Here is a 26,743-nt window from a genome sequence, read left to right as displayed (position 1 = left end):
GGGATGACGATCAAAGGTCCGCCCATCGACTCCACCCAGACAGCAGAGGTGTGGGACGCGTCGGCCGCTGTGGACGAAGAGGCGCTCATGCCGTCAGTGTGCCCTCGCCGCCCACTGACAACGCCCGCCGCCGCTCAGAAGCGCCCGGCATAGGGAAACAGCACAGCGCCTGCCGCAATCAGCGGTTACGGGACAGCCTTTAGGACGATTCGGGGAGGAGCGGGCGCATGAAGGTCCGCTCGTAACGCAGTACACAGCCGCTTTCATCCCTGATGCGGTCCGCGTCGATGAATATGTCGACCACAAGCAGAACCGATCACCTCACATGATCGGCCCGCTTGGGCTCGCAGGCGTTCGGTAGTACGACTGCGCCGCGCCGACCCCACCCGACGATCAGCGGCACGGTCACACTCAGACCAGGGTGGATACGCAGAATGGGTGGCCTGCGGGATCCAGCAGGACCCGCCACCGGTCGGGGTCCGGCTGGAAGTCGGGCTTTACGGCTCCCAGAGCGAGGAGGCGAGCCTCAGCGGCGTCCAAGTCGTCGACGCCGATTTCCATGTGGGCCTGCTTCTCCTGGGAGGGGTCCGGCCAGGTGGGGCGGCGGTAGTCGGCGAGCCGGTTGAATCCCAGTCCGGCAGCTCCCTCTTGGCCGAGCAGGATGAAATCCTCGGTGGAGAAGACCACAGGCAGACCGAGGGCCTTTCCGTAGAAGTGGGCCAGCTCGGCGGGGTCAGGGCAGTCGAAGGTCACAGCCGAGTAGCGGAACGTGGGTGCTGACATGTCTTCATGGCTCATGCATGGGACGGTATTCGGGATCTAGGACAGGCTGGGTCCTATTTGCGACGCGGTCGCCACGTTCGTTTACATGCTGTGGCTGTCGCCTCGTCAGCAGTGATGTCGCGTCTCGATGGGTTTGCGAGGCGTCCCGTTCCATGGGCACGTGGTGCTGATGAGTCTGGGGCACCAGACCACCTCTCGGAGCACTTGGAAGCTAGTGAACCCAACCAGGCGCTACGGGGACTGTGTCGGAGCACTAGTTGATCTGAGGAGGTCCTGAGTAACAAAAGGTGGGGGTGGCCCCTGACCTGCATCGTCACGGTCCCGATACTCCCGTCGGCGCTGATGCCGATGTCGCAGACCGCGGTACCGAACCTGCGTTCGGCGCCGGACTCAACGGCTCGGCCGACCAGGCGGCGGACGAGATGCCGTCCATGCGCCCATGCCTCGTCGGGGTTCTATGTCGCGCCGCCGAGAACAATTGCTACGTCGCCGCCGCGTTTCCTGATCACCAGCCGGCTCGGCGACGGATGGGGCGCCCACGTCGCGCTGGTCCGACTCGATGTCCTGGACCCCGACGAGTCCCTTGACCTGCTCACCTCGTCCATCAGCCGCAAAGGCCCCCGCGACCTCGAGAGCGCCGCAGAACTCTGCGAGGAACTCGGGCACCTGCCCCTCGCTGTTGAGCAGGCCGCCGCCTACATCGCCCAGACCCCGTTCACCACGCCCCGCACCTACCTCCAACTCCTCGCCGAACACCCCGAAGAGATGTACAAGCAGGCAGGCGCCCTGACCGACGCGGAACGAACCGTCGCCCGCGTCTGGAACATCACCCTCGACCACATCACCACCCGCCAACCCTCAGCCGTCGACCTGCTGCGCACCCTGGCCTGGTACGCCCCCGACGCCATCCCCGCCGCTCTGGCCATCCTCCCCGACGGCCAAAGCATCCAGACGAATCAGGCACTCGGCCTGCTCACCGCCTACAGCATGATCACCCCCGACCCCGCCACCAACACGCTCGCCGTCCACCGCCTCGTCCAGGCCCTCGCCCGCACCCCCGACCCCACCAACCCCCACCGCGCCCCCGACCTCGTCAACCAAGCCCGCGACCGCGCCACTACCCGCCTGCGGGGGTGTCTCCCCGAGAGCAGCCAGGACCCTCAGACCTGGGACACCTGGCGCCAGCTCCTCCCCCACATCGACACCCTCACTCACCACGCCGGCGAAGACACCGACACCCCCACCACCGCCTACGTCCACAGCCAGACCGGGCTGTTCCTCCGGCAGCAGGGCCTCACTTACCGCGCCATCCGCTACCTCCAACGCGCGCAAACCCAATCCGAACGGACACTAGGCAACGATCATCCGCACACCCTCGCCACCCGCGGCAGCCTCGCCCTCGCCTTTCACGACGCGAGCGACCACACACGCGCCATCGCACTCCTCCAACAGACCCTCGACGACTGCACCCGCACCCTCGGCCCCGACCACCCGAGCACCCTGAGCACCCGCAACAACCTCGGCACCACCTACCGAGCCGCCGGCGACCACACGCGCGCCATCGCACTCCTGCAACAGACCCTCGAAGACTTCACCCGCGTTTCCGGCCCCGACCACCCGCACACCCTCAGCACCCGCGGCAACCTCGCCGCCGCCTACCAGGAAGCAGGTGACCCTGTCCGCGCCATCCCTCTCCACCAGCAGACCCTCGACGACCGCACCCGCGTCCTCAGACCCGACCACCCCGACACCCTCACAGCCCGCAACAACCTCGCCACCGCTTATCGGGAAGCAGGTGACCCTCTCCGGGCCATCATGCTCCACGAGCAGAACCTTGATGACCGCACCCGCATCCTCGGCCCCGACCACCCCGACACCTTCGCCACCCGGGGCAACCTCGCCCGCGCATACCAAGACTCCGGCGACCACATCCGCGCCATCACTCTCCACGAGCAGACCGTCAACGACTGCAATCGGATCCTCGGCCCCGACCACCCTCACACCCTCACCACTCGCGGCAACCTCGCCCGCGCATACCAAGACTCCGGCGACCACATCCGCGCCATCACACATCACCAACAGGCCCTCGACGACTTCACCCGAATCCTCGGCCCCGACCACCCGAACACCGTCGCCACCCGCGGCTACCTCGCCCTGGCGTACCAGGCTGCCGGCGACCACACACACGCCATCGCACTCCTCCAGCAGACCCTCGACGGCTTCACCCGTGTTTCCGGCCCCGACCACCCGAACACGCTCACCAGCCGCAACAACCTCGCCGTCGCCAACCAGGCCGTCGGCGACCACACACGCGCCATCGCACTCATGCAACAGACCCTCGACGGCTTCACCCGTGTTTCCGGCCCCGAACACCCGAACACGCTCACTGCCCGCGGCAACCTCGCCGTCGCCTACCAGGAAGCAGGTGACCCTGTCCGCGCCATCCCCCTTCACCAGCAGACCCTCGACGGCCGCACCCGCGTCCTCGGCCCCGGCCACCCCGACACCGTCGCCACCCGCAACAACCTTGCTCTCGCATACAAGGCCGTCGGTGACCACACACGAGCCCTCCCTCTTCTCCTACAGACTCTCGACGACCACACCCGGATCCTCGGCCCCGGCCACCCGAACACCGTCGCCACCCGCAACAACCTCGCCCACACCTACCGCGTGACGGGCAATCTGGATAAGGCCATCGTCCTGTTCCGGGAGAGCCGTGATCTATGCGTGGAGCGGTTCGACGCCGTTCACCTGCTGGCCAGGCGGACTCAGCGGGCCTACACGTTGGCGTGGCAAAAGCGGGCTGTGACCGGTTCGAAGCTCAAGTTCGGGCCGGCATCACGGGACTGAAGCCGTTCGCACCGAGGGAGCACCGCTCTTCGCCTTCCTTGACCCCTTCGGCCTTGGCGTCAGCTTCGAAGCACTGACCGAACTCGTCTTCGGAAGCCGCACCCGACAGGGGACAAGCGGCCGACCCGCCACCGAGGTCCTCCTCAACTTCAACGCCAATGCCGTCCGCCGCATCGGTGGTCTCCTGGCAAGCACGAGGCACACCCCGGGAAACCGGCGACCCTCAGCGCCATGGACGCCGCTTGCGGCGGGGACTGGTGGCGCCAGGAGTTCCTCGACTCCGCCGACAACGCCGAGGCCGTAGACCGGACATCGACGTCCTGGCCGCCTACCGCCCCACCGGAAAAGGCCGCGTCGAGCGAAAAGTCCGATAGGAGGCCCGCAGTGAACGCAGAGGAAGACCTCCTCTCCGTGCCCCCGGAGGACGGATGTGTGGATGGCAACGCCGTCGCCGGGGCGATGTCCCTGGCTCTGGGCCGGGACGCAACCATGATCGTCCTGGAGTGTGCCGAGTGCGGGGATCGGCACCGCGTCGTCGAGACCAGGGTCTATCTACGCTGCCCCGGAATGGTGGTGCGCTGTCCGGCGTGCTCGGCGTGCGAGGTGCAGCTCGTCGACCGGCCACGCCGGCTCCAGCTCACCCTCATGTCGATCCGGATGCTGGAGCTGCCGTGACCATCGCCTCGCCGAGCGGCGACGGAGAGGCGGCGGCCGAGCGGCGTGCTCGGGCGGCCCGGTCGCTGGCGTGTGCGGACATCGTGGACGCCCTGGGACGGATCCATCGACACGGCGCGCACATTCACGACCTCGTCACTCCGACACCGGGCCGGGTCCTGTTCGGCCCGGCGGTCACGATCTCCTTCTTCCCCTCCTGTTCGGTGATGATGGACCCCGAGACGCATACGTTCGGCGCTCTGCTACGGCAGGCGGTGGGCGTCGAACCCGACGGTGGCCGGGGAAGGTGCTGGTGCTGGCCAGCAACGGCCACCGCGAGGTCTCCATCGGCGGCGGCACCAAGCTTTCCCTGCTGGCGCGCTACGGCCTGGCCGGTGTGCTCACTGACGCACGGCTGCGAGACTTCGCCCAGCTGCAGTTCTACCCCTTCGCGGCCTACTGTTCCGCGGAAGCCGTGCGATGGGGCGGCGATGTGATCACGCCGTACCAGGCGAACGTGCCGATCGTGGTCGCGGGGGTGGGTGTACACCCGGGGCAGTACGTCTTCGTCGACGACTCCGGCGCGGTGGTGATCCCCGAACCCGACATCGACGCCGTGCTCGACGGAGCCGTGACGGTGGGCAAGGAGGAGGCCGCGTTCCGTGCCCAGGTCGAGCAGGAGCGCACGACCGGCGGAGCCGGCACCGAAGGACAGCAGGAACGCTGACACACCAGGGCAACGAGGGACGTCACTCCGGACGAGGCGGGCTCTGCGGGTCAAGCTCGCTCGGGGCACCATGACCTCACGTCGCCGACATGGTCGGATCGCGCGGTTCCCTGCGTTCCTGCCCGACCCGGGGAATGTGGCAGTCGGAGGTCTGCAGATGGTCGATGGCTGCCTGCAATGCGTCTTTCAGCGGAGTGATGTCCCGAGCGACCTGGGCGAGGAGCATGCCGCCCTGGAAGGCAGCAAGGAACAGACTGGCCCCGTCACGTGGCAACGGCGGCACGGTCGCGAGCCGCGCGGACGGCGGCGGTGAGGCTGGCGAGGTCATAGGCGCCGTGGTGTCTGCGGCCGTTGATGAAGAAGGTGGGGGTGCCGGCCACGCTGCTGAGGTCGGCTGACTCGACGTGCTCGGCGATGCGCGCTGCGCCGGCATGAGCGTGCATGTCTCGTTCGAAGCGCTCGGTGTCCAGCCCGATAGCGGCCGCGTGGGCGTGCAGGTCTTCGATGCGCAGGGCTCGTTGATGGCTGAGCAGCAGGTCGTGCATCTCCCAGAAGCGGCCCTGGCGTGCTGCTGCTTCGGCGGCTTCGGCGGCGAGTTGGGCGTGGATGTGCACGTCGGTGAGGGGGAGGTGGCGCCATACGTAGCGCAGGTCTCCGAAGTCGGCGAGGAGTTCACGGACGACGGGCTCGGCCTGCCCGCAGTAGGGGCATTCGTAGTCGCCGTACTCCACGACGGTGACAACGGCGTGGTGTGGCCCTCGGATGTGATCGTGGTCGGGGTCCACGGGCACGGCCAGGTCGATGATCGTCTCCGCCTTCCCCAGCAGAGCCCTAAGGCGCAGCGCAGGCGGCAGAAGGCCGATCGCTGCGGTGACCAGCCGTGCTGTCAGGAAGGAGCAGATCAGTGTGGCGAGGATGCCGAGCTTGGCCTCGTCGAGGCGTGCACCGTGGAAGGCGAGGGTCGCGATGAGCAGGGAAACGGTGAACCCGACCCCGCACAGCGCGCCGCCGGTGGTTGCCGCGCCCCAGCCGACCGGGAGGCGCAGCCGCCCGCGGGAGGCGAGCGTGGTGAGCGCACAGGCCCCGACGATGCCCAGCGGCTTGCCCAGGACGTAGGCGATGAGGATGCCCAGGGTGACGGGCGAGGTGAAGGCTCGTGCCAGTTGCTCGCCGCTGATCTCGATGCCGGCGTTGGCGAGGGCGAACAGCGGGACCACCGCGTAGCTGGTCCAGGGGTGGTAGATGCGTTGCAGGCGGTCGTTGGGGGAGATCGCCGAGGCGATTCCGGTGCGGACGGACCGCTCCAGTTCCGGGGTGGGCTGCTCGCGGAACAGCCGGAACAGGCCACTGGCGTGTTCTAGGTGGGCGCGCGAGGCAGGGTAGGCGTAGGTGAGCAGCCCCAGGGCGAGACCGATCACGACCGGGTCCACACCCGACTTGAGCAGGGCGATCCACGCGACGACGCCCAGCAGCGCGTACACGCCGCCGTGGCGTACGCCGAGTCGCCGGGTGAGCAGGACGAGTGCGAGGGTTGCGATGGCCACGACGAGTGCGGGCACGGTGATGCGGTCGCTGTAGGCGAAGGCGATGACGCCGAGGGAGAGGAAGTCATCGACCACGCTCAGCAGGAGAATGAAGACCCGCAGTCCGGGCGGCATGCCGCGGCCGGCGACGGCCAGGACGCCCAGGGCGAACGCGGTGTCGGTGGACATCGCCGCGCCCCAGCCCTGCTCGCTGCCGTGGCCGGCGTTGATGGCGAGGTAGAGGGCGATGGGCACGATCATGCCGCTGAGTCCCGCAACGAGCGGCAGGGTGAGCCGCTTGCGCTCGCGCAGTTCTCCCATGTCGAACTCGCGGCGTGCCTCCAGACCGACGACGAAGAAGAAGAGCGTCATCAGTCCGCTGTTGACCCACTCCCGCAGGGCGAGCGAGATCCCGTACGTGCCGAAGCGGACGGCCAGACGGGTGTCCCAGAACGACGTGTAGGCCGAGGGTGTCGCGTTGGCCCAGACGAGTGCGGCGAGCGCGGCGGCGACCAGGACGGCGGCGCCGCCGGTCTCGGTACGCAAGAAGGCACGCAGCGGAGAACCCAATCCGCTGCCGCACAGCGTCTGACCGGTGTAAGTCTCTGGTTCACGGGACATGGGTCAGATTCTCGTTCGAGGCGTGGCTGACCGGCGTGCTGGCGGAACGCCGGTGCGTCGACAGTGGGTCGTTTCGCAGGCTGGCGGGCTCGCGGGCGTGGCAGCGGCAACGGCCAGGTTCACGGGGGCCTCGTCAGCTGGGTCCAGGCGCTGGAGCACGCGGCCTCGCATGCTGTTCCAGCACGGCCGCCTCCAGGCCGGCCAGACTGTCCTCGCCCACGGCGCAGCCGGGGCAGTCGGCACGATGGTCACCCAGCTGGCACGTGAAGTCGGCGCCTACGTCATCGGCACCGGACGGGTCGCCGACCGCGAGAAGGCACTCGACTTCGGCGCGCACGAGTTCGTCGACCTCGAGAACCGACACGCTCAGAGACATCGGCGGCGTCGACCTGGTCTTCGACGTCATCGGCGGCGACGTTCAACAGCAGTCCGCTGCCCTGATCAAGCCGGGAGGAACCCTGGTGTCCGTCGTCGGCCCGGTCGAAGCACGGCCCGCTGACGGCCTGGCCATCGACTTCGTCGTCGAAACCGACCGCGCCCAGCTCAGTGAGATCGTGCAGCGGGTGCGCGACGGACGGCTGCGGACCAACATCGGTGACGTTGCCAGCCTCGACGACGCTGTCAGCGCCCTCAACCCGACCACGCGACGCCGCGGCAAAACGATCATCCGCGTCCTGCCGTAGACGGCCGAGTCGGGATCAGGACCATGACCTGCCCGTGGGTCGGTGGCCGTCCAGTGCCGGCCACCGACCGGCGCCAAGGACCCGAAACGACACACGCCAGGCACTCGAACCGACCCAGGAGTTGATCACCTTGGACGGGCAGGAACTGCAGAAGACCGCGCGCGACCACACCGCGGAACTGCCCGGCACCGACCAGGAGCATCGTTTCGACCCCGACTGGGAGCTCCACAAGGTGGGCGGCAAGGTCTTCATGCTCATGACCGACATGCCGGGACGCCTCGTCGTGATCCTCAAAGCCGACCCGGACGACGCCACAGCCCTGCGCAAGCAGTACTGCCCGAGGCCCCGTTTGAGGCGGGTTTCGTGTTCACGCCCGTGTCGACCGCTACTGCCAGATCGCAGAGTGGCCGCGATGATGTCCATGGTCAGCACGGAGGTGTCCAGCAACGCGCGGCGCAGCGGCCCACGCTGGTACAGGGTGCGCCGTGGAGCTGGCGGCAGCTTGCTCATCCGCGCATCGTAGTGCGGGTGTTGACCGGCGGGCGTGGGATTTTTCCGGTCTGCGCGCTCACCGCCCTCCCCCGGGGCCTGGGCCCTACCGCTGCAAAGCTGACCTGGGCGGCCAGGTCGCGCACGCCGAGCCCGTCACGGACCCGGGAGGCGAGGGCGACGGCCTCCTCGGCCTCGACGGTGACTGTCAGGCCCGGCGCGCGCCGGGGGCAAGGGCGGCATGCCTGCACCAGGGGGTGAGCGGGAAAAGAACGCAGGACAGGACGGAACGCAGCGTCCGGGTGCGCAGCGGGCGGCACGACCGGCGATCATGAAGGAGGCACACGCGTGGCGGAGCCAGAGCACACCGAGAGCACGGATCAGCACTCCCGTGGGGCGGCTGACACCCCTGTGGGCGGGGCGCTGGCCGCCATCGGCGCGGGGGCGTACGTGGTGGACGAGAAGGGGTGCATCATCGCGGTCAACGCCCGAGCCGAGCAGCTGCTGGCGCGGCCCGCGGAGGACCTCGTCGGTCATGACGCGCACGATCTGCTGCATCGTGATGCCCGCGGCCAGCCGATGCCGGCCAGCCGATGCAGCATGCGGGAGGCCTTCCACGCCGGAAGCACCGCCCAGGCCGAAGGAGAGTGGTTCGCCTGCGGTGACGGCTCCCTGCTGCCCGTCAACTGGGTGATGACGCCCTACGACACCGGTGGCCGGGAGGCCGCCACGCTCGTTGTCTTCCACTGCGCCCAGCAACCGCAGGAAGGGGGCCGGCGGCCGGAGCCGGTGGCTGAGGCGCTGACGGAGCTCGAGCGGCTGGCGCTGCTGGCGCAGACCACGACCCAGCTGAACTCCACCCTGGATACCAACGAGGCGCTGCGCCGGCTCGTGGCGCTGCTCGTGCCCCGGCTGGCGGACTGGGTGGTCATTGACTTGATCATGGAGCGGGACGAGGTGTGGCGCGCCGCCGTGGTCCATGCCGAAGACGGCGGGCTGGTGGACCACGAAGAGTTGCAAGGTCCGATGCCCCCGGTGCCGGAAGAATCCCCGATGCCGCTGTCCAGAGCGCTGCGCGGGGTTGCTTCCACCCTTGCCGGTCCGAAGACCTACCAGCAGCCGCCCGATTCCGGCATCGCGGTCGAACAGCGCCGCCTGTTCGAGGCCACCGGCATCCGCTCCGCGGCCATCGTCCCCATCCGCAGCACCCGGGAGGTCCTGGGGGCCTTGACCCTGGGCCGCGCCGCGAAGGCGGGGGACTTCACCACCGCCGACCTGCCGCTGATCGAGGACATCGCGCGCCGAGCCGCGATCGCTCTGGACAACGCCCGCCTCTACCAGCGTCAGCGCAAGGTCGCCGAGACCATGCAGAACCATCTGCTGCCCCAGTTGCCGCGCGTTCCCGGCCTGGAGATGATCGCCCGCTATCTGCCGGCACCCCACGCCTCACAGGTCGGCGGTGACTGGTACGACGCCTTCTGCCTGCCCGACGGCGCCACCGCTCTGGCCGTCGGGGACGTCGTCGGCCACGACCTGGAGGCAGCGGCCGGCATGGCGCAGGTGCGCAACGTGCTCCGTGCCTACGCATGGTCCCAGCAGGAACCCCCCAGCCAGATCGTCGAGCGGCTCGACGAGGCGATCACGCACATCACCAACGTGCCCATGGCCACTATGATCTTCGCCCGCCTCGATCAGGCGGACCACGGCCACTGGGAACTGTCCTGGACCAACGCCGGCCACCCGCCACCCCTGCTGGTCAGTCGGGACGGCCTCACTCGCTACCTCACCGACGGCCACGGCATCCTCCTGGGCACCTGGACCCGCACGCTCCGCCCCGACGCCACCGCCGTACTGCCCCCCGGATCCACCCTCCTCCTCTATACCGACGGTCTCATCGAAGCAGCCGGACACTCCCTGGACGAGGGCCTGGGCCGGCTGCGCCAGCACGCGGCCGCCCTCGCCCACCGCCCCCTCACTTCTTTCACCGACCAGCTCCTGCGCCGGGTCCGCCCCGCCGACAACGACGACGACGTCGCTCTCCTCGCTCTGCGGACCCCCGTGGAAACACGCGCGAGATAGGCGCAGCCGGCCAGCGCGGCGCACGCGGCGGCGACCGCGCCGCAGGAATCGCGGCCCAGGACCAGCACCAGCGGGCAATCCAGAATGTTCCGCCCCCGTACTCGATGCTGCCGCGCACCCCGGTCCCCACAGATCTCAGTAGTCAGCCGAGACCCTATGGCTCGTCACGGCTGGGCTCCCTGGTTCGGCACCCTCACCGGTTCCTCGAAGCATCCTCCATGCGGGCACTATTCCCGTCCGCGTACCCGGTGAGCCCCTCCAGGTCATAGGCGGCAAGCGTCTCGCCTCTGCCGGAGCCAATCAGGTTTATGCGCTTGATGAGTCGCACTTCAGCGGTCAGGATCAGGGCCCAGATGAGAACTTCCGTCCCTCTGCTGATCGCGGAAAAGTCCTAGCGGCGCACCGACATCGGCACAGCCACGACGGTGCTGAGCAGCGCCTGCACTACGCCGGGCTGCTGCCCGGGATCCGCGCTCAGCCGCAGATGTTCCCAGTCGGCTATGTCATCGATGTGCCCCACGATGTACAGCAGCAGCAGCAGCCACCGGATGATCTTGAACGGCCCTGCCAGAGGCCGGGCACGCCACCACCGCACGACATACCCAGGGGCCAACCCATGGCCGCCGATACGATCTTCTATGCGCGGCGGCACCAGCAGCATCTGCGTCAGAAGCGGAGCAGCTCGACGTACCCCCGAGTCGGCACGCCATCGCTCGAAGCGCTCCAAGGACGCCGATCCCCAGCGCTGAACTGTCCCAGGAAAGAGGAACAGAGCCATTGCGACCAAGACCGACCACGGAGTGACCGCGAAGAGGAGACCGTTCAGCACCTTGACAGTCTCACGCATCCCACCGCCAACAACCCGGGGAGCGTGAGGAATCGACGACGGCGCATCGGCGGACGTGCAACGCCTCGCATTAGTGAGCCTTTTCAGCGTGGCCACCGATCGGGTGATTACCTCGGTGTCCGCAACGGACAGGGCTCCCGTGCCGTTGGGTGAGGTGTTCGAAGTCTCAACCTGCCGGTCCAGGAGCCCTGTTGGTTCCCTGTCCTGCCGTCCTCGACCTGCCTCATACGGTGGTCGACTGGGTCACGATGCTTATCGTCACCCGTGAGGGTGACCGCCGCTGCAAGCTCCCGCCGCACAAGCGCGCCCTCGTCGCTCTCGCCTACCTGCGCCAGCACGACACTCTCGCGCAGATCGCCGCCGGGTTCGGCATATCAGTGGTGGCGGGCGGCGGGATCGATGATCTTGACGACGCAGTCGGGGTGGTGGGTCCTTCGCTGGAGGGGACGGCCGCCGGGCGGGGCAGATGGACAAGGTGACGGTCGGCTGACGGTCGCGCTGACGCCGCGAGATACGTGAGAGGGGAGGGAGCCGGGTACCGGGCTCCCTCCCCTCTCACGTTGTACGGTGTCGCGGCCTGATCATCCGCCGAACCGGATCCCGAGCCAGATCCCCAGGCAGGTCATGAGCGGCAGAGTAACGACGATCCTGATCTTCAATGACACAGGAAGAGACGGCAGATCGTCGTTCGGCACACCCGCCTCCCGAGCGACGACCCGCGGGACCAGGCTCTTGTGCTGACCGGCGATAGCCAGCGGCAGACCGATCATCGCCCCTGTGAACGCCCCCAGGTACGCCGGGGCGTCGCGGCAGTCCCTGGCGTAGAAGACCGCCACCAGCACACCGATCATCAAAGGCCCCACCAGGACCGACCGTGTCGTCTTCTGCGTCGGCATCAACCGCGGGTACACGGCCAGATAGACGATCGCCGCCACCGCGGCGGCAGCCCCCCACACCACCACCGGCAGCACATCTGAATCCACAGCGAGCACTCCTTGGACGAACCGTCTGGCTGCGCGGCACGACCGGATCCGCGCAGCCAGACACTCTCACACCCGCAGGGCAACCGGACTCGTCAGTCCTCGAACCACTCGACGATCGGCGTGACCAGCTTGGTGCCGACGGCGGACGCGATCACCTGACGCCGGGTAAGCATGGCCGCGAAGGACCGCACAGGCCGGGTGAGCGCATCGAGTTCGGGGCAGTGCGTCCCCACATTCTTGCGCTGTATAGCTGCTCGGAACCGGTGAGGGTGTCCGGGTGCCGGAGGATCCATCCGGCGACGGCTCGGGGTGAGGGCGGCCGTGCTGTCACCGGCCGCAGCGAGGTGCGCTTCTTGTGCAGGTAGGCGCGGGAGCCGACGCCTCCATTATTTTTGCCACGTTGATCATCTTTTGCCGACTAAGGGCTGTCCCGTAAGTGCTCTCTAAGCGGGTGAGGACGCGGCTGTTTGCTGTACGACCCGCTCGCCTATCCGGCGAGGGCGAGGTTGTGCAGGCGCGCGATGCCGAGCATGGCGTGGTGGACGCCGTCACCCTTGAGTCGGCAGTCGCGGAGGATCTTCCAGGTCTTCATACGGGCGAAGACGTGCTCGACGCGGGCCCGGACCTGCTTGTGGGATGTGTTGTGTGCCTCCTTCCAGTCGGGAAGTTGTTCGCCCTTGCGGCGGCGGTGGGGCATGACGAGTCCGGTGCCGGGATAGCCGCCATCAGCGATCGTGGTGGTCTTGCCGACGGCAGCTTTGGCACCAGATTCCTCCCACGCCTTGCAGTCGTTGCGGTTTCCGGGCAAGGGCCGGCCGACCAACACCACGAGCTGGGTGTCGGCGTCGATGACGACCTGGTGGTTCGTGGAGTACCTGTAGTTCTTCGACTGCGCAGCGATGGCGTGGTCGCGGGTTGGCGCCAAGGTGCCGTCCACGATGAGCACGGTGTCCTTGGCGAACCGTTTGCGGGGCTGGAGCGCGAGCATCGGCCCGAGGTCATCGATGATCCGGTGGGCTGCAGACTTCGAAACGCCGAACAGCGGAGCGATCTGTCGCATCGTCAAGTTCGTCCGCCAGTACGCCGCGACCAGCAGCGCCCGGTCCTCCAGCGGAAGGCTCCACGGCCGGCCCTTGCAGACAACGTCCGCACCCTTGCGTCGCAGCACGGTCACCAGCTTGCTGAACTGGCGCGGGCTCAGTCCAGTGAACGGGGCTATCCAGGAAGGCTCCGCCACCGCAATCACACCAGCCATATCAAGATCGTCCATTGGGTGACCAGCGGCTTTGACCAGTCCTTCAGCTGCCGCTCAGAGGCGATCCCAGGTGGGATCGTGTCGCGATCTTCTCGTCAGGTGGGTAAGCAGATGCTCCGCCGTACTGGAGACGGTGTCTTGCGGCGCTCCAGCCGAAGTCAGGGCGGCGCCGAGCCTTGCCGGCGCTACCTCTGGCACGTCCGGGTCGGTAAGGAGGGGAAGGACCAGCAGGAGGCGGGCGGCCGTGTCCTCGATACCTTCGGCCGCGGGGGACGGGCTGTCGGCGATGCGGACCAGTTCATGCCACGCCAGCCCAGTCCCCGAAAGGTCTCCTTCCCAGTTGGCGATCTGCTGGGCGTGGCTCTGGCCTGGATGGGTGAGGAGGTAGTCGATGCCGTAGTCGCCGACCAGGTTGCGGTAGATCATCACAACTCCGGGACCTTCTTCAGCCGGTACCCGGAACACCGGCCAGTGTTCGGGATCGAAGAGGACCTCGGACAAGGCATCGGTATCGGCGCCGTCATCGCCGAACCACTCCGGAACAGGACGCGCAGCACTTGACCCGTTGCCGCACATCGCCATGAGGTAGTTCGACCAGAAGCCCGGGCGGGCCAGCAGTGACTCGCCCGCAACCAGCGGGCCGTCGTCGTATCCCTTGATCAGCACCCCGGGATCCTGTCACCAGCCACTGACACGCCCCGATCCGGGATCGGTGTGGAGGCTGCGCCCAGTTACGGGACAGCCCTTAGGGGGAAGGCCAGGCGGGGGTCTACGTCGGCTGATGTCAGCGGTGTATTCGGCGCCGAGGCCTCCGCGTTCGCGGTCCCAGTTGTCCGCGGTGCTCTGGTGGAAGCCGAGCAGGCGGGAGCGGTGCCGTCCCGCCTGAGAGCCGGGGACCATCCCCGCGGGCGCGGGGGCGGCTGGTGAGGGCCCGGGCGGGTCGTCACGCGGGGCCGGACTCGCTCCTGTGTCTCAGGGCGGCGGCCACGGTGCTGGTCGCGGCGAGGCTGCCCAGCAGGACCAGCGTCACGCCGACCCCGAACAGCCCGGTGGAATCGTCCGACCAGTCGTAGAAGGCGGCGACGGTCAGGCCCGCCGAGGTGCCAGCCACCACGCTCCGGGCGTCGCACCGCAGCGCGCCCAAGCACACCGGCACGAGCAGGGTGAGTACCAGTCCGATCACCTGCCACGGCTGGTACGGGCCGGTCGTGGAACCGTCGGGGTGCACGTCACGGTGCTGGTCCCAGCCGAGCCAGGCGGCCCAAAGCGCGGCGGAGGCGACGGCGGGGAGCAGGAAGGACAGGGGCCGGGCGGCAGACTTCTTCAGGTGCGGGCTCATGGCCCCAGCGTTCCCGGCCGCCCGTCTGCCAGGTAGAGCGTGTGTGCTCAGCTTCGGCTGAGTACCTGAGTGCCCGCCGGCATGAGTACGTGATCACCGGTCCATGGGGTCCGGCCGATGCTGCGAGGGAGGAGAATGTCGCGGCGGCGCGCGCCTACGCACGTACGCCAGTGGGCAGGGCGGCCGAGGCGGGGCCGGTGCCGAGCTGGCGGCGCGTGGTACTCATCCCCGGATCATGCCGCCCGGCAGAGCGCCGCAACGGCTGGGGGCTCGCCGGGGCAGGCCGCATCCCGCGAAGCCCGACGGGACTGATCGTTTTCAGGCTGGAGGGTTCATACACAGGTGCTTATGAGGGTGGCCGTGTGTTTCCCCGGCCGCCACCGGCAGCCTCAGCCCTACCGGCAGCGGCCGGATCTCATGCGAGCGCGAGGCGCTTGCGCACAGCATATCCCCGAAAGGGGCAAATTATCCCTATCACGGCAGGTCAGCCGCCTGTGGTTCGCGGGTGTGCCGAAGCACGTTAGTTGTCATCGGTGGAGCCAAATAGGCTGGCCAGGAGAGCCGGGCCGAGGCAGCCTGGTTGTCACCTGGGAGGCAGGCCACTTGTCACAGACACTCAATCAGCAGCCGTCCTGTCACCAGGTCGAGGCGTGACGCGCGATGAGCTCGCCGAGATGCTCGGTGAGCAGACAACGGCATGTGGACCTGCGCGTGACGCGTTGATCGCCGACGGGACCTTCGTCGTCTGGGACGGCCTGGTTCCTGCCGACCGCCTGGCACATACCTACCGGACGCGGCTCCGCATCACCCAAAAGCGCGGCCAGCCGACGCTGGCCCTCGCCGCCACCGTCGACATCCTTTCCCATGCAGCAGAAGAGCCTCTCCGCCTCGGGCGCATCGACGCAACCGACACGTCCTGGACGTTCATGCTCTTCCTCAACGCCACCGCCACCGCAGTACTGGCCTGCACCGGCGTCGCGAGAAGCGAGCCCCCGGCAGAGCCAGCCACTCACGCGAAGTGACAACGTGCCTGCCTTGGTGACAACTATCGTGCCCACCACCAGAACTTGGCAGCGATGTAGTCGATACCGGTCAGCTCCATGTCCAGGCGCTGGCGCAACGTCCGCGACTACGAACGCCTGCCCCAGCACTCCGAAGCCCACCTGACCTGGGCACTCATCACCCTCATGACCCGCAGGCTCACCCGCAAAGGACCTCACACCGACTGGTCGAAGAAGTCCTAACCCAACAGATCACCCGCGGTTCGACTCGCCCGGCTCGCCGCGAGTCTGATGGGGTGCTCGTGCTCGCGTCGCGGAGGCGTTCACCTGAGCCGACAGTCGGTCGATCGTCGGGCGCAGCAGTTGATGGCTGTCTCCTGGCGCCCATACTTCGATGGCGACGGGCAGGTCCAGCTCGCGCAGGACCTGGTCGGCCAACACGGGGAGGTCTCCTTCGTCGCGGGCGCAGGTGATCCAGATCAGGGCGTCGCAGCCGGAATGGCGCAGTCGGCGCAGGAACTGGTCGCTCAATGCCTGGGGAACGTCGACGGTGTCGGTGGTGACGAACATCGCGAAGATCCCGATCCGGGCGTCCCCGGACCGGGATACCCAATCGATCAGTGGTTCTCCGACATCTGCCGCCGGGTGACTCTCAATCCGCTCTCCCTGCTCTGCAGAGGCGATGACCGCGTCCTTCACCCGTCCTTCGAAGAGCAGCGATTCGATCAGCGTCAGGAAGGGATCGGCGGTGGAACCGGGATGGACCTCGTTGATGATCTCCAGCAGCCGTCGGCTCTCCTCGGTCGGGAGACGGGCGGCGGTTTGCAGGGCCGATTGCCGGCGACGCCAGGCCAGGCGCACCTCGAACTCCTGGAAACGCGCGCCCAGCAGGGGCATGCCGCTGACAGCGACAAGCAGGAAGACGGCCCCGGCGAGCAGCAGGATGCCGCTGCCGGCCTGGTTCTTGCTGATGAAGACTGCGACACCCCCGGCACCCGCGAGTAAGGCACCGATCGCCACGGCGGCAGCACGCTGGCGCACAGTCAGCGGTTCGGGATCCCACATGCGGAGGTCCGACGCACCATCACCGGGTGGGCTGGAATCAGGCTCTGGCATGAACCTGACTTTAGCCAACCGGTCAGCCTAAGGGCAGCAGTTGACTGCTTCCATGCCCTCCTCGCCGACCCGGTTTTCAAACACTCACTGACACTCCCCTTTTGTGGAACGCACGGTCGACGGTGCGCGGTATGCCCTGGTCACGGTCGACCCAGGGCTGAGCGCGCTCGCCCTACGGCGTGATGACGGCTCGCTGTGGTGTCTGCCGGAGGGCGGTGTTCCTCAACTCCAGCGTTGAGGCGTTCGTTGCCTTCAACCGCGCTTATGAGGAAGCCGCTGGTGAGGCCGCTGCATACGAGGGGCCCGGTGACGGTCAGAGCGAAGACGAGACCGTGGACCTGGCCGAGCAGGCCGCCGACGCGCTCGCTGAAGCGCTGCTGGAACAATTTGGGGTGCCTGACGCCAAGGCCGTTGCCGACGAGAACTCCTGCTGGCACATCGGGGCTGAGGAGCTTGGCTACGGCATGAGTGTGTGACCCCGCAGATCATCGGGGCAGCCTGCTCAAGCTGCGATTACAAGGGGGCGTCCGCCCCAGCGGATGCCCTTTTCGCTGCGGATGCGGGCGCGTTCCTTGCGTTCGGCGGCTAGGACGTCGCGGGGGCGGGCGTTGGCGTTGCGCCAGCGGAGGCAGGCGTGCAGGGCCCGGGTCTGGACCGCGTGGTTGTAGTGGTGGGAGTTGGCGATGGTGAACTGCCGCAGTGGTCCGAAGTGTGCCTCGATCGGGTTCGCCCACGAGGCGTAGGTCGGGGTGAAGCACAGCTCGAGCGGGATGCCGTATGCGAAGCTCTCGGACACCTGCGGCCTCTCGGGGATCTCCAAAGCACCCCAGTAGCCTCTCTGCCTATCGGTTCCGTCGGAAGCCCGGTTCTGTACCCGGAGGTGGTGGCATGGCTCGCCCCGAAAAGACGACGTCTTACGACAGATCCTTGCGCATCATGGTGCACATCGTCTCGTGGCGGCGCAGTGTTCCGTCGGGAGCCTGTTCGTCCCATGCGTCCGGTTGGCGGTCATAGGCACGGTAGCCCAACCTCTCGTAGAGGGCACGGGCACGTGGGTTGCCGTCCTCCACACCCAGCTCCGCCTGACGCAGCCCTCGGTTCTTGATCCGCTGTTCCGCAGCCTCGATGAGAACAGTGCCCACGCCGCAGGACTGCAGTGCGGGGTGCACGGCGAGTTGCCACAGCGTTCCCACGCCGCTCTTGGCCCGGTAGTCGACACCGCCCTTGGCGATCGGGATGTCCGCGCGGGCGCAGACAGCCAGATAGTCGACATCACCGCGCCCTCTACGGTCCAACTGCTCGGCAACGCAGTCGAGGTGGCGGGCGGAGCCTGCCCAGCCGCACGACGCCAGATCTGCGTGCACCAGATCCCGCACAGTCAGTCCCAACACAACACTGATCACTTGGAGCACCTCCGACAGGGCAGCATCCTCCCCCGCCCAAAATCGGTGCAACACAAATTTCCTCGCTCCGCACCGTCTCCTCGCCGCACCGCCCTCGTGCTGGAAGGATGGAGGGACATGCGTACGAAAGGGGTCGGCATTCCGTGAAGGACACCCCAGAGGGCGGCATCGTGGGCGAGGTAACCTCGCTCATCCCCGCCACGGAGGAGCACCTGTCGTTGCTTGCCAAGTGGTTCGCCGACCCCGAGTTCGTCCGCAACTGGGGCGGACGGCCTCTCACCCGCGAGGAAGTGGCCGCCAAGTACACGGGAAGGCGGCGTCCCGCGGTGGTCTCGTTGCTGGTCCTCAAGGGCGCCGAGCCCTTGGGTTACGCTCAGTACGTCACTGCCGGCCCTCACGAAGGCGGCATCGACATGGTGCTGTTGCCTCACGCACAGGGCCAGGGGTACGGCCCGGACGCCGCCCGCGCCCTCGTCCGGCACCTTCATACCGTCGCGGGATGGGACCGGGTGACCGTCGATCCTGAAGCGTCCAACCGCTGGGCCATCAGGGCGTGGAGCAAGGCGGGCTTTCGCCCCGTCGGCCCGTGGGGGAGCCAGTTGCTGATGGAGTGCAGGTCTGCACACAACGGTCCACCACGAGCGGCCCCGACGCACGCCTCCCTCTGAAGACGGACGAACCTACCGGCTGCCGAGATTCCGTGAGAACGACATATTCGATTGCATGACGAGCGTCGAAGCGCGGAAAGTCGTGGCGTGTGTGATCTGACGTTGGCCGACGGCAATCTCTTCCTGTCGTCGCTGAGCCCGGCTGATGTCCGGGCCCACTTGGCGGGCGAGGACGACCTCTTGGTGCGCTGGTTGAACGGCGGACCGGGTACTCAGGCCGGCACCGTGAGGTACGTCCACCACTGCATGGAGCAGTGGGCCATCGATGGACCACTGCGCACCTTCGGAATCCGTGTCGGCGCAGAGCAGGCACTCGCGGGAACGATCGACCTCCGGTTCGAGATGCCCGGCCTCACCGCTGGGCAGGTGAACGTCGCTTGCGGGCTCTACCCCGCCTGGCGTGGTCGGGGCCTGGCGACACGCGCAGTTCTCCTGGTATGCCGCTATGCGGCAGCCGAAGGAGCGGATCAGGCCGTGATCCAGGTGGCTCCGGACAACACGGGCTCGGCAGCGGTCGCCCACAGGGCGGGCTTCACCTACGTCGGGCAAGCCCTGGGCACGGACGGTGACCGGTTCGACCGGTACATCCGCGACCTGCCCGCCCCGGACTGCGCGGGCGACCTCCATCCGAAGCCTCACGCGCCGGCTGGCGTCGGGCCGACCCGAGTGCGGGCGGGACTCGTGGTCCTCGTCGGCCCGCCGGCTTCGGGAAAAAGCAGCTTCGTCCGAGCCCTGATCGCGCGCGGGCACATCGACGAGGACGCCGTGGTGTCCAGCGACGAGATCCGCGCGGAGCTCTTTGGCACCTCACCTGCTGAAGCGAATACCGACGCGGCGGACGCTCGGATCTTCATGGAACGTGACCGACGGATCGCCGCCCGGCTCGCCGGCGGACAAACGGCAGTCGCTGAGTCCACGAACGTAACTCCTCAGGCGCGCACTCGCCTCATCACCATCGCCAGGCGCTTCAACACTCCAGTGATCATGCTGCGATTCACCCCGGACCTCGGCACGCTCCTCGAACAGCACGCGAGGCGATGCCGCGCCGACATCACCACCGCCGACGTCCACGCCTTCGCCGCGGTGATGGCCCGGCATGCTGGGGCTGGCCAACTGCGCTCCGAAGGCGCACACGCCGTTCACGACGTCCCCGGGCGCCGGCAAGGAGCCACTCCTGCCGAAGCCGCGGCGCGCTTCTCGTTCACCTGACAGACCGACCCGTCGCGTCCATACTCGCCTTCCGCAAGCCCCCCGGGAACTTGCGCGGAGCAGCACCAGGTAAGTGGGGACCATCCTTGCGGGCGCGGCGGCGTCGCACCGAGGCAGGCCTGCATCTGGGGCCAGCCCCCGCTGTCGGCGGGTCAGCCGAAGTCGGGCGACTCTGTGGCCACATGCAGATCCGCGGTGGCTATGTATGCGAGTAGACGTCGTTTCGACACGAGATTGGGAGTCGCACGCGCACGCGGTCGGCTGATGCACGTGACTTTGGGAGTCACGCACTGCTTCCAGCGGTTGCCACCTTGTGCGCCTGCTGGTCAGTGGCCAGCGACGGGCTCGGAGGTCGCGAAGTCCCCGAGCCCTCCTCGCTTTGAGACCCTCTGCAGGGCCCTCTACTCGTAACAGCTGCCGGAGCACAGCACGATGGCTGTGCCGCTGCCGCTGGCCGCTGCGGAGGGGACGTGGTGAGTGGTGGCCGTGGGAGCCTTGCTGGTTTCCCAGGGCATGGGGGCGGCCATGGCCTGGGCAGCGAGGGCGGTGAAGACCGCGGTGCTCATGAACACGGCGGCGATCGCGCGCTGGCGCAGACGCATCTTGTCTCCTTGAACGATGACGGGCCATTGAGGTTCGGCGGCCGGCACACTGCTGCGGGCAGGCCGTCCGGCTGGCTGCCAGTCTCACGGTGCGGGCAGCCCCGAACCAGGCTCGCCGGAGGAGTCCGGTGCTTCTCTGCACAATCGCCACGAGTGGCGGACCACACTCCGGGCAGACCGACAACGGGTGCGGTGACTCCCCCAACTCATCGACATTGATCATGCAGCCTCGTCACGAAGTGACTCCCGAAGTCGCCGACAAACGCCTCCGTTCCCGCGTCCACAGCCACCGCGATCTCCTCCGGACCATCCCGCGTGCGCGGGGGCGACGTGGGTTCCGGCGCCGGGCCCGGCTTCTCCGCCGGAGCATCCCCGCGTGCGGGGGCAACGTCTCCCGCGTCCATACCGGGCCCGGTTCGGGCGGACCATCCCCGCGTGCGCGGGGCCGACCGGCGTCCGCCGCCGCGTGGCCACTGGCGGCCGCCGGGAGGTGGATCTGTGGGAGGGTCTCCACGAGCAGTGCGGAGACGGCCCCGCTCAGGGAACCTGCTGGTCCGGGGTGCTCGCGGACCTGCCGCCGCATCTCCAGTGCCTCGGTGAGGGTACCGACGACGTTCTGGATGACCTCGCGCTGTTCCATGGCGCGCAGCGTATGTGCTCCGCACGGTACGCCATGTGACTCAGCACTCAGGAACTCGGAGCGGCGGAGCGGAGCGTTACCGGTGTGAGGGAAACAGAAACGGCTGAACCTGAGCGGGCACGGATACGGGCCGGGGACCGGGCGGCCTTCGGCGAGCTGTACGACCGGTACGCGCGGGCGGTCTACAACCACGCCCTACGGCTGACCGGCAACTGGGCGGAGGCCGAGGAGGCGATGTCCGAGACCTTTCTCGCCGCCTGGCGGACCAGGGAGACCGTGCAGATGGACGGCGGCTCGCTCAAGCCCTGGCTGCTCGGCATCGCCACGCACAAGGCGTACAACGCCAACCGGGGCCTGCGGCGCAGGCTCGCGTTCCTGGCGCGCAGTCCGGAGCCGCGCCCGGTCGAGGACTTCGCCGAGGAGACCGCAGGCCGGATCGACGATGCGCGGCGGCTCGCGCTGGTGCACCGCGCCCTGGGCCGGCTCAAGAGGCAGGACCGCGAGGTGTTCGCGCTGTGCGTGTCGGCCGGCCTCGACTACCAGCAGGCCGCCGAGGCCTTGGGCGTGCCCGTCGGGACCGTGCGGTCCCGGCTGTCGCGGGCGCGCGCCCGGCTCGCCCGGCTGAGTGCGGAGGCGGAACCGCCCCCGGCCCACGGAGAGATGGAGAGTGAGGCCGCGCTCGCGGCCCTGTTCCTGCGAGAGGAGACCCGATGAGCGAGGCCGAGGAACTGCTGACGACCCCGGCGGAATGGGACCTCCCGCCGGAGCGCCACCGTCACTTCAAGGACGTACTGATGCAGCAGATCAATCAGGACCAGAGTCAGGACCTTTCCGTACGGACCCCGGTACGGCCCGCTGCGCGGCGCCGGTTCGCCCGCCCGGCCGTCCTGGCGCCCCTGGCCTCCGCGGCCCTGGCGGGCGCCCTGCTCGTGGCCGTCTCCGTAGACGGCCGTGCCCCGGCGGCCGGGACGACCCCGTCCGCGACCGCCAGCGCCTCCGTCACCCTGAACCGGATCGCCACGGCCGCCATGGCGAGCGACACGATCCGGGTGCGGGACGACCAGTTCGTGTACGTCAGGACACTGGAGCGTTCCAACACGGGCGACTTCAGCGGCCCCGTGCGGCTCGGCGCCCTGCACACCGAGGAGCGGTGGACTGCGCAGGACCCCGGCCCGCTCCATGTCACCGGCTGGATCCGGGCCAGCGGCAAGGACGCGATCATGCCGGACCAGATGCTCCCCGTCGAGTCCCCCGACGCCGTCCCGGCGGGCCTTCACCACCCCACCTACCGGTGGCTGACCTCGCTGCCCACCGACACCGACGCCCTGCTGCGCCGGCTCCACAAGGAGGCCAGGCCGGTCGAGGGCGAGTCCCGGGACCAGGCGGTCTTCTCCCTGATCGGGGACCTGATCAGCGGCGCTGTCATGCCGCCCGCCAACGCAGCCGCCTTCTACCGGGCGGCCGCGAGACTGCCCGGGGTGCGGGAGATCCCGGACGCCGTCGACGCGGCCGGCCGGCACGGCATCGCCATCACCCTCGACGACACCGGCTTCGCGACCCGCGACGAGTGGATCTTCGACAAGGAGACCCTGGCCCTGCTCGGCTCCCGTTACTACCTCACCGATCCCGACCGGGGCATCACGAAGGAGACCCTGTTCGGCAGCAGCGCCGTGATGGAGACCGCCGTCGTCGACGCCAAGGGCGAGGTGCCCGCCCGGGCCGCGTCCCGCTGACGTCCCGTTGATGCCGCTTGGCGCACAACGCCAGGCGGCATCAACGGGAGAGGGCTCGGACGGCTTCGAGTGGTTCGCGTGCTGCGTCCCGTCGAGGGCACCGCCAGGGGCGTCCCCAGCGAAGAGTCAGCTTCCCTGCACCTCCCGTAAAAGAACGTTCGTTCTTGACTGGTCGTTCTTTAATCGCATACGGTCATGGGCATGGGACGACCACGCGCCTTCGACACCGATCAGGCCGTCAGTACCGCAGCCGCCCTCTTCGCCGCCCACGGCTACGAGGGCACCTCGGTGGACGACCTGGTCACAGCCACCGGCATCCACCGAGGCAGTCTCTACAAAGTCTTCGGCTCCAAACGGGGCCTGCATCTAACCGCCCTGCGCAACCACCTCGACCACGAGATCCACCCGACCAGCGCCGCCATCGCCACCCTCACCGACCCCGCGCGGGCACTGACAGCAGCCATTGCCTCGTACGACAACGGTCCGGCCGCCGGACTTCTCCTCCTTGCCGCCGCCGAACGCGCCCCCCACGACCCAGAGGTTGCCGCGCTGGTCGCGGAAGGCATCACCGCGCTGGAGGAGGCCCTGCGCCCCTCTCACGGTGACGCCGCCCCTCAACTCGCCTCCACTGTCCTCGGTACCCGCCTGCGCCTGCGCGCCCAGCCGACCGCCCCCAAGGAGCACTGACATGGCCCTGATCTCCATCGACCGCGAACGCGGCCTACTGACCGCCGAATTCCAGGGCCTCGACAAGCTCTGGACTTTCAAGAGCCGCCTGGAAATCCCCCTCACCCACGTGCGTGGCGCCACCCACGACCCCGGCATCGCCCGCGAACCGAAGGGCATCCGCGTCGGTGGCACCCACTTCCCTGGTGTGATCACCGCCGGCCGCTTCCGCCGCGACGGTGAACGCCTCTTCTGGGACGTGAAGAACCCCGACAAGGCGGTCGTCATCGAACTCGCCGACGCCGAAGGCTACGACCGCCTTGTCATCGAGGTCGACGATCCCCGCGCCACGGTGGCCCTCATCGAACAGTCAATCGCCCGCGGCTGAACCGTGACTTCCGGCTGGGACGCCTTCTGGCGGCCCTGAATGTGTTCATCGACGACCATGTGCCGCCTCGTCGCCGGACAGGGCGACCGCCGAAGCTGTCGGACGCGGAACTGCTGTGCCTGGTCGTGGCGCAAGTGCTGTTGGGCTTCCCCCCTCGGCCCGGCACTGGCTCCCATTCGCCCACGCCCGGCTGCGGCACCTGTTCCCCTACCTGCCGCAGCAGTCGGGCCACACCAAGCGCCTGAACGCGGCCGGGCCACTGATCTCCTACGTGATCGAGGCCTTGGCCAGGCAGGTGCCCAGCTGGCACGACGACCTGCGGCTGATCGACTCCGCCCCGCTGCCGTGCGCGGCCTCCCGCGAGACGGTCAAACGCTCCGAGCTGGCCGGACACACCGGCTACGGCTACTGCCGCAGCCACTCGCGGTTCTTCTGGGGCTTCCGGCTGTACCTGCTGACTACCGCCGAGGGCATGCCGGTCACCTGGTGCCTGGCCAGCCCCAAGCTCGGCGAGCGTCGGTGCGCGGTCCTCGGACCGGGCGGGTCGCATGTCCTGCCCCGGGCGGAGCCTGCCGGGACGGGAAGCAAGACCGTGCGCGGTGTGGGGAGCCGCGCGGCTCACATGTCCTGTCCCGGCAGGCCGGGTCGGGCGATCGCGCCCCTCGCGGGGCCATCGCCTCTGGGCACCGCGGGGCGGCGCATCAGCGGGGAACGGCTGCTGCTGCCTGCCCCGGACGAACCGGAGCAGGGAGCAGCGCAGGAAGACACTCGCATCGCTCCGGTCCCCGGGGCCATGACGGGCCGGCGCCGGCGCACCGCCGGAATGGCGGGGGTTCCGGGCCTGGCGGCCTGTCAGAGGGTGTCCCGGCCGGGACGGCAGAGCGGGCCGTCCGATGGCCGTTCCCAGGGCCGTACGGCCCCGCCCGGGTGGGGCCGGGAAGGCCGTACGAGCCGTGAGCTTGCGGGGCGTGATCCCGCTCCTCCCCCACACGGGGGTGCTCCGGCGTTCAAGCAGCTGGCGCAGAACCTGGTGGAGTCCTCCCCGCCGACGCAGGGGTGCTTTCGAAGCCCGCGGCGCACTTCCCCGTCAAGACCTGATCCTCCCCGCCGACGCGGGGGTGCCGCGTTCTACGTCCAAGCCTCCGGCGGACTTGGCAGCCTGTACGCGCCGGTGCTGTCCCTGACGGCCGGTGACGCCGAGCGGCCCGGCCTGCTCGGCTACATCAAGGGGCTGCGGTTCATCCGGATCGAGGCGTTCGACACCGACGCCGCGGTCACCGCCACCGAACTCCTGCGCTTCGGGCACTCCCGGGCCGCCGTCCACGCCATCCACGCTTCCAGGCCCTCGGCCGCCCCTCCAAGCGGACAGTTTCTGCTCACGCTGACACCCAAGGCCTACGCGGGCACCGGCGTCCAGGCTGTTCACCCCGGCCAGTAATCCTCGAGAGCGCCCAAGCGCTGCTCGAAGCCACGCCAGCCCGGCGACTCGGCCGCCGCGGACACGCTGCTGTCATTGGTCGGTGGCCACCCCGCGGGCGAGCGGGTCAGCTATCCGTGGCCGGGTGGAGCAGGTCGCTCAGGCCGATCCGCTCGTAGAACTCCTCGCGGATGCGGTCACCGATCTTGTTGACTTCTTCGGCGCCGTCGTTGGCGGGGTCGATGTGGACGCGGAAGGGGCGCTCGCCCTTTGGCAGATCGACGACCCGAACGATCTGCCGGGCGACTTCCTGGGGGTCGGCGTCCGGCGGAGCGAGATCGGCCAGCCGGGCCGCGACCTGGTCCAGGAGTCCGGCATAGCGTTCCTCGTAGGCGGCGGCGATGTCGGTGTCGGCGGGGTGGCCGGCGTGAGCGAAGTGGTTCGTGCCGGTGGTGAAGGAGCCGGGAACGATGATGGTGGTCTCGATGCCGAAGCGGGTCAGCTCGGCCGCGTAGCTGACGGCGAGGGAGTCCTCGGCCGCTTTGGCCGCGAAGTAGGGCGCGAGGTAGGGCGGTGTCCCGCCGCGAGTGCTGCTGGAGCCGACCCAGATCAGCAGGCCGTCCCGTCGTTGCCGGAAGTGTGGAAGAACAGCACGGTTGACTCGCTGAGTGGACAGCACGTTGACGTCGTAGGCCTCGGCGAGCTGTTCGGGGGTGAACGCTTCCGCGGGGCCCAGCACCATGTGGCCGGCATTGTGGATCACCACGTCGAGGTGTCCGGCTTCGGAGTAGATCCGATTGATGCCTTCACCGACGGAGTGCTGGTTAGAGACGTCGAGCTCGACCGGGCGCAGTTCGACGTTGCGCTGCTTGGCGTAGTCGAGGGTGCGTTGGACGGCGTCGGCGTTGTGCCCCTGGGTGCCGCGCATGCCCGCGTAGACGAGGTGGCCGGCGTCGGCCAGGGCGGTGGCCGTCATGGCACCGAATCCGCTCGATGCTCCGGTGACGACAATGTTCTTCGGCATGATGTGATCACTCCGTTGCGGGTGAGCGAGCAGGGTTGGACCG

General features: G+C 68.5%; 28 protein-coding genes and 5 pseudogenes. 18 read left to right on the top strand and 15 right to left on the bottom strand.

What is annotated here, in order from left to right; translation table 11 throughout:
- Positions 1–199: 199 nt before the first annotated feature.
- Positions 200–292, bottom strand: a pseudogene (locus OG448_RS30370) (NIPSNAP family protein); the annotation flags it as partial.
- 119 nt (positions 293–411) lie between these two features.
- Positions 412–798, bottom strand: a complete 387-nt coding sequence (locus tag OG448_RS30365) for a VOC family protein (RefSeq protein WP_329019339.1) — start codon at positions 796–798, stop codon at positions 412–414.
- 333 nt (positions 799–1,131) lie between these two features.
- Between OG448_RS30365 and OG448_RS30360 the strand changes: the two genes are divergently transcribed.
- The 3 genes from OG448_RS30360 (at position 1,132) to OG448_RS30350 (ending at position 5,014) form a co-directional block, all read left to right on the top strand.
- Positions 1,132–3,633 (top strand): tetratricopeptide repeat protein, encoded by a 2,502-nt coding sequence (locus tag OG448_RS30360; protein WP_405558576.1) that lies wholly within the window; start codon positions 1,132–1,134, stop codon positions 3,631–3,633.
- Positions 3,634–4,017: 384 nt separating this feature from the next.
- Entirely contained in the window at positions 4,018–4,308 is a 291-nt protein-coding gene (locus OG448_RS30355; protein ID WP_405558574.1) for a DUF6510 family protein, read from the top strand.
- Between the two features lie 286 nt (positions 4,309–4,594).
- The gene (locus OG448_RS30350; protein ID WP_405558572.1) at positions 4,595–5,014 is read left to right on the top strand and encodes a hypothetical protein; all 420 of its coding nucleotides are present in this window, start codon (positions 4,595–4,597) and stop codon (positions 5,012–5,014) included.
- Positions 5,015–5,090: 76 nt separating this feature from the next.
- Here OG448_RS30350 and OG448_RS30345 read toward each other — a convergent pair whose 3' ends face one another.
- Positions 5,091–5,240: a hypothetical protein gene (locus OG448_RS30345; protein ID WP_405558570.1), complete on the bottom strand. Its 150-nt coding sequence runs from the start codon at positions 5,238–5,240 to the stop codon at positions 5,091–5,093.
- Positions 5,241–5,277: 37 nt separating this feature from the next.
- Positions 5,278–7,158, bottom strand: coding sequence for a Na+/H+ antiporter NhaA (gene nhaA / locus OG448_RS30340; protein WP_405558569.1), 1,881 nt, complete (start codon positions 7,156–7,158; stop codon positions 5,278–5,280).
- Between the two features lie 263 nt (positions 7,159–7,421).
- Between nhaA and OG448_RS30335 the strand changes: the two genes are divergently transcribed.
- The 3 genes from OG448_RS30335 (at position 7,422) to OG448_RS30325 (ending at position 10,409) form a co-directional block, all read left to right on the top strand.
- Positions 7,422–7,841, top strand: coding sequence for a zinc-binding dehydrogenase (locus OG448_RS30335; protein ID WP_405558567.1), 420 nt, complete (start codon positions 7,422–7,424; stop codon positions 7,839–7,841).
- A gap of 130 nt (positions 7,842–7,971) precedes the next feature.
- Complete coding sequence (locus tag OG448_RS30330; RefSeq protein ID WP_405558565.1) at positions 7,972–8,364, top strand: MmcQ/YjbR family DNA-binding protein; 393 nt, start codon at positions 7,972–7,974, stop codon at positions 8,362–8,364.
- 314 nt (positions 8,365–8,678) lie between these two features.
- The gene (locus OG448_RS30325) at positions 8,679–10,409 is read left to right on the top strand and encodes a SpoIIE family protein phosphatase (protein ID WP_405558563.1); all 1,731 of its coding nucleotides are present in this window, start codon (positions 8,679–8,681) and stop codon (positions 10,407–10,409) included.
- A 391-nt stretch (positions 10,410–10,800) separates the two neighbouring features.
- Here OG448_RS30325 and OG448_RS30320 read toward each other — a convergent pair whose 3' ends face one another.
- Positions 10,801–11,238 (bottom strand): hypothetical protein, encoded by a 438-nt coding sequence (locus OG448_RS30320; RefSeq protein WP_405558562.1) that lies wholly within the window; start codon positions 11,236–11,238, stop codon positions 10,801–10,803.
- A gap of 209 nt (positions 11,239–11,447) precedes the next feature.
- Between OG448_RS30320 and OG448_RS30315 the strand changes: the two are divergent.
- Positions 11,448–11,636, top strand: a pseudogene (locus OG448_RS30315) (transposase family protein); the annotation flags it as partial.
- Between the two features lie 201 nt (positions 11,637–11,837).
- On the opposite strand, the gene OG448_RS30310 reads toward OG448_RS30315, so the two are convergent.
- The 5 genes from OG448_RS30310 to OG448_RS30290 all read right to left on the bottom strand — a co-directional run bounded on the left by OG448_RS30310 (position 11,838) and on the right by OG448_RS30290 (position 14,833).
- The gene (locus OG448_RS30310) at positions 11,838–12,239 is read right to left on the bottom strand and encodes a hypothetical protein (RefSeq protein WP_405558561.1); all 402 of its coding nucleotides are present in this window, start codon (positions 12,237–12,239) and stop codon (positions 11,838–11,840) included.
- 92 nt (positions 12,240–12,331) lie between these two features.
- The gene (locus OG448_RS30305) at positions 12,332–12,472 is read right to left on the bottom strand and encodes a hypothetical protein (RefSeq protein ID WP_405558559.1); all 141 of its coding nucleotides are present in this window, start codon (positions 12,470–12,472) and stop codon (positions 12,332–12,334) included.
- Positions 12,473–12,726: 254 nt separating this feature from the next.
- A complete protein-coding gene (locus tag OG448_RS30300; protein WP_405559051.1) occupies positions 12,727–13,494 on the bottom strand; it encodes a transposase in 768 nt (255 codons plus the stop codon).
- A 54-nt stretch (positions 13,495–13,548) separates the two neighbouring features.
- On the bottom strand, positions 13,549–14,160 hold the full coding sequence (locus tag OG448_RS30295) for a hypothetical protein (protein ID WP_405558558.1): 612 nt from the start codon (positions 14,158–14,160) through the stop codon (positions 13,549–13,551).
- 277 nt (positions 14,161–14,437) lie between these two features.
- Entirely contained in the window at positions 14,438–14,833 is a 396-nt protein-coding gene (locus OG448_RS30290; protein ID WP_405558556.1) for a hypothetical protein, read from the bottom strand.
- Positions 14,834–15,483: 650 nt separating this feature from the next.
- On the opposite strand from OG448_RS30290, the gene OG448_RS30285 reads away from it, so the two are divergent.
- Together OG448_RS30285 and OG448_RS30280 are read left to right on the top strand one after the other, a co-directional pair.
- Positions 15,484–15,855: a hypothetical protein gene (locus OG448_RS30285; protein ID WP_405558555.1), complete on the top strand. Its 372-nt coding sequence runs from the start codon at positions 15,484–15,486 to the stop codon at positions 15,853–15,855.
- Positions 15,856–15,948: 93 nt separating this feature from the next.
- A pseudogene (locus OG448_RS30280) lies at positions 15,949–16,071 on the top strand (IS5/IS1182 family transposase); the annotation flags it as partial.
- A 15-nt stretch (positions 16,072–16,086) separates the two neighbouring features.
- On the opposite strand, the gene OG448_RS30275 reads toward OG448_RS30280, so the two are convergent.
- On the bottom strand, positions 16,087–16,950 hold the full coding sequence (locus tag OG448_RS30275; protein WP_405558554.1) for a hypothetical protein: 864 nt from the start codon (positions 16,948–16,950) through the stop codon (positions 16,087–16,089).
- Between the two features lie 215 nt (positions 16,951–17,165).
- Here OG448_RS30275 and OG448_RS30270 point away from each other — a divergent pair, with 215 nt between their 5' ends.
- Positions 17,166–17,426, top strand: a complete 261-nt coding sequence (locus OG448_RS30270) for a hypothetical protein (protein WP_405558552.1) — start codon at positions 17,166–17,168, stop codon at positions 17,424–17,426.
- A 26-nt stretch (positions 17,427–17,452) separates the two neighbouring features.
- Here the strand turns inward: OG448_RS30270 and OG448_RS30265 are convergent.
- Positions 17,453–17,716: pseudogene (locus OG448_RS30265) on the bottom strand (IS630 family transposase); the annotation flags it as partial.
- Between the two features lie 148 nt (positions 17,717–17,864).
- A complete protein-coding gene (locus OG448_RS30260; protein ID WP_405558550.1) occupies positions 17,865–18,353 on the bottom strand; it encodes a GNAT family N-acetyltransferase in 489 nt (162 codons plus the stop codon).
- 143 nt (positions 18,354–18,496) lie between these two features.
- On the opposite strand from OG448_RS30260, the gene OG448_RS30255 reads away from it, so the two are divergent.
- Positions 18,497–19,021, top strand: coding sequence for a GNAT family N-acetyltransferase (locus OG448_RS30255; RefSeq protein ID WP_405558548.1), 525 nt, complete (start codon positions 18,497–18,499; stop codon positions 19,019–19,021).
- An 87-nt stretch (positions 19,022–19,108) separates the two neighbouring features.
- The gene (locus tag OG448_RS30250) at positions 19,109–20,230 is read left to right on the top strand and encodes a GNAT family N-acetyltransferase (protein WP_405558546.1); all 1,122 of its coding nucleotides are present in this window, start codon (positions 19,109–19,111) and stop codon (positions 20,228–20,230) included.
- Between the two features lie 401 nt (positions 20,231–20,631).
- Here OG448_RS30250 and OG448_RS30245 read toward each other — a convergent pair whose 3' ends face one another.
- On the bottom strand, positions 20,632–20,832 hold the full coding sequence (locus OG448_RS30245) for a hypothetical protein (protein ID WP_405558545.1): 201 nt from the start codon (positions 20,830–20,832) through the stop codon (positions 20,632–20,634).
- Between the two features lie 724 nt (positions 20,833–21,556).
- Between OG448_RS30245 and OG448_RS30240 the strand changes: the two genes are divergently transcribed.
- The 6 genes and pseudogenes from OG448_RS30240 to OG448_RS30215 all read left to right on the top strand — a co-directional run bounded on the left by OG448_RS30240 (position 21,557) and on the right by OG448_RS30215 (position 25,697).
- A complete protein-coding gene (locus OG448_RS30240; protein ID WP_405558543.1) occupies positions 21,557–22,186 on the top strand; it encodes an RNA polymerase sigma factor in 630 nt (209 codons plus the stop codon).
- Positions 22,183–23,205: a CU044_5270 family protein gene (locus OG448_RS30235; protein ID WP_405558541.1), complete on the top strand. Its 1,023-nt coding sequence runs from the start codon at positions 22,183–22,185 to the stop codon at positions 23,203–23,205. The genes OG448_RS30240 and OG448_RS30235 overlap by 4 nt, the downstream gene beginning before the upstream one ends.
- Before the next feature lie 201 nt (positions 23,206–23,406).
- Complete coding sequence (locus OG448_RS30230; protein ID WP_405558539.1) at positions 23,407–23,892, top strand: TetR/AcrR family transcriptional regulator; 486 nt, start codon at positions 23,407–23,409, stop codon at positions 23,890–23,892.
- Position 23,893: 1 nt separating this feature from the next.
- On the top strand, positions 23,894–24,259 hold the full coding sequence (locus OG448_RS30225; RefSeq protein WP_405558537.1) for a hypothetical protein: 366 nt from the start codon (positions 23,894–23,896) through the stop codon (positions 24,257–24,259).
- Positions 24,256–24,776: pseudogene (locus OG448_RS30220) on the top strand (IS982 family transposase); the annotation flags it as partial. The gene OG448_RS30225 and the pseudogene OG448_RS30220, both read left to right, overlap by 4 nt.
- A 654-nt stretch (positions 24,777–25,430) precedes the next feature.
- Positions 25,431–25,697 carry a hypothetical protein gene (locus OG448_RS30215; RefSeq protein ID WP_405559072.1) on the top strand — a complete coding sequence of 89 codons (267 nt, stop codon included), beginning with the start codon at positions 25,431–25,433 and terminating at the stop codon, positions 25,695–25,697.
- A gap of 106 nt (positions 25,698–25,803) precedes the next feature.
- Here OG448_RS30215 and OG448_RS30210 read toward each other — a convergent pair whose 3' ends face one another.
- Positions 25,804–26,700, bottom strand: coding sequence for an SDR family oxidoreductase (locus tag OG448_RS30210; protein ID WP_405558535.1), 897 nt, complete (start codon positions 26,698–26,700; stop codon positions 25,804–25,806).
- Positions 26,701–26,743: the final 43 nt, after the last annotated feature.

Source organism: Streptomyces sp. NBC_01171 (assembly GCF_045039805.1).
Classification (GTDB): domain Bacteria; phylum Actinomycetota; class Actinomycetes; order Streptomycetales; family Streptomycetaceae; genus Streptomyces.
The sequence above is the reverse complement of the archived record's forward strand: the minus strand, read 5'-3'. Positions and strand labels throughout refer to the sequence as shown.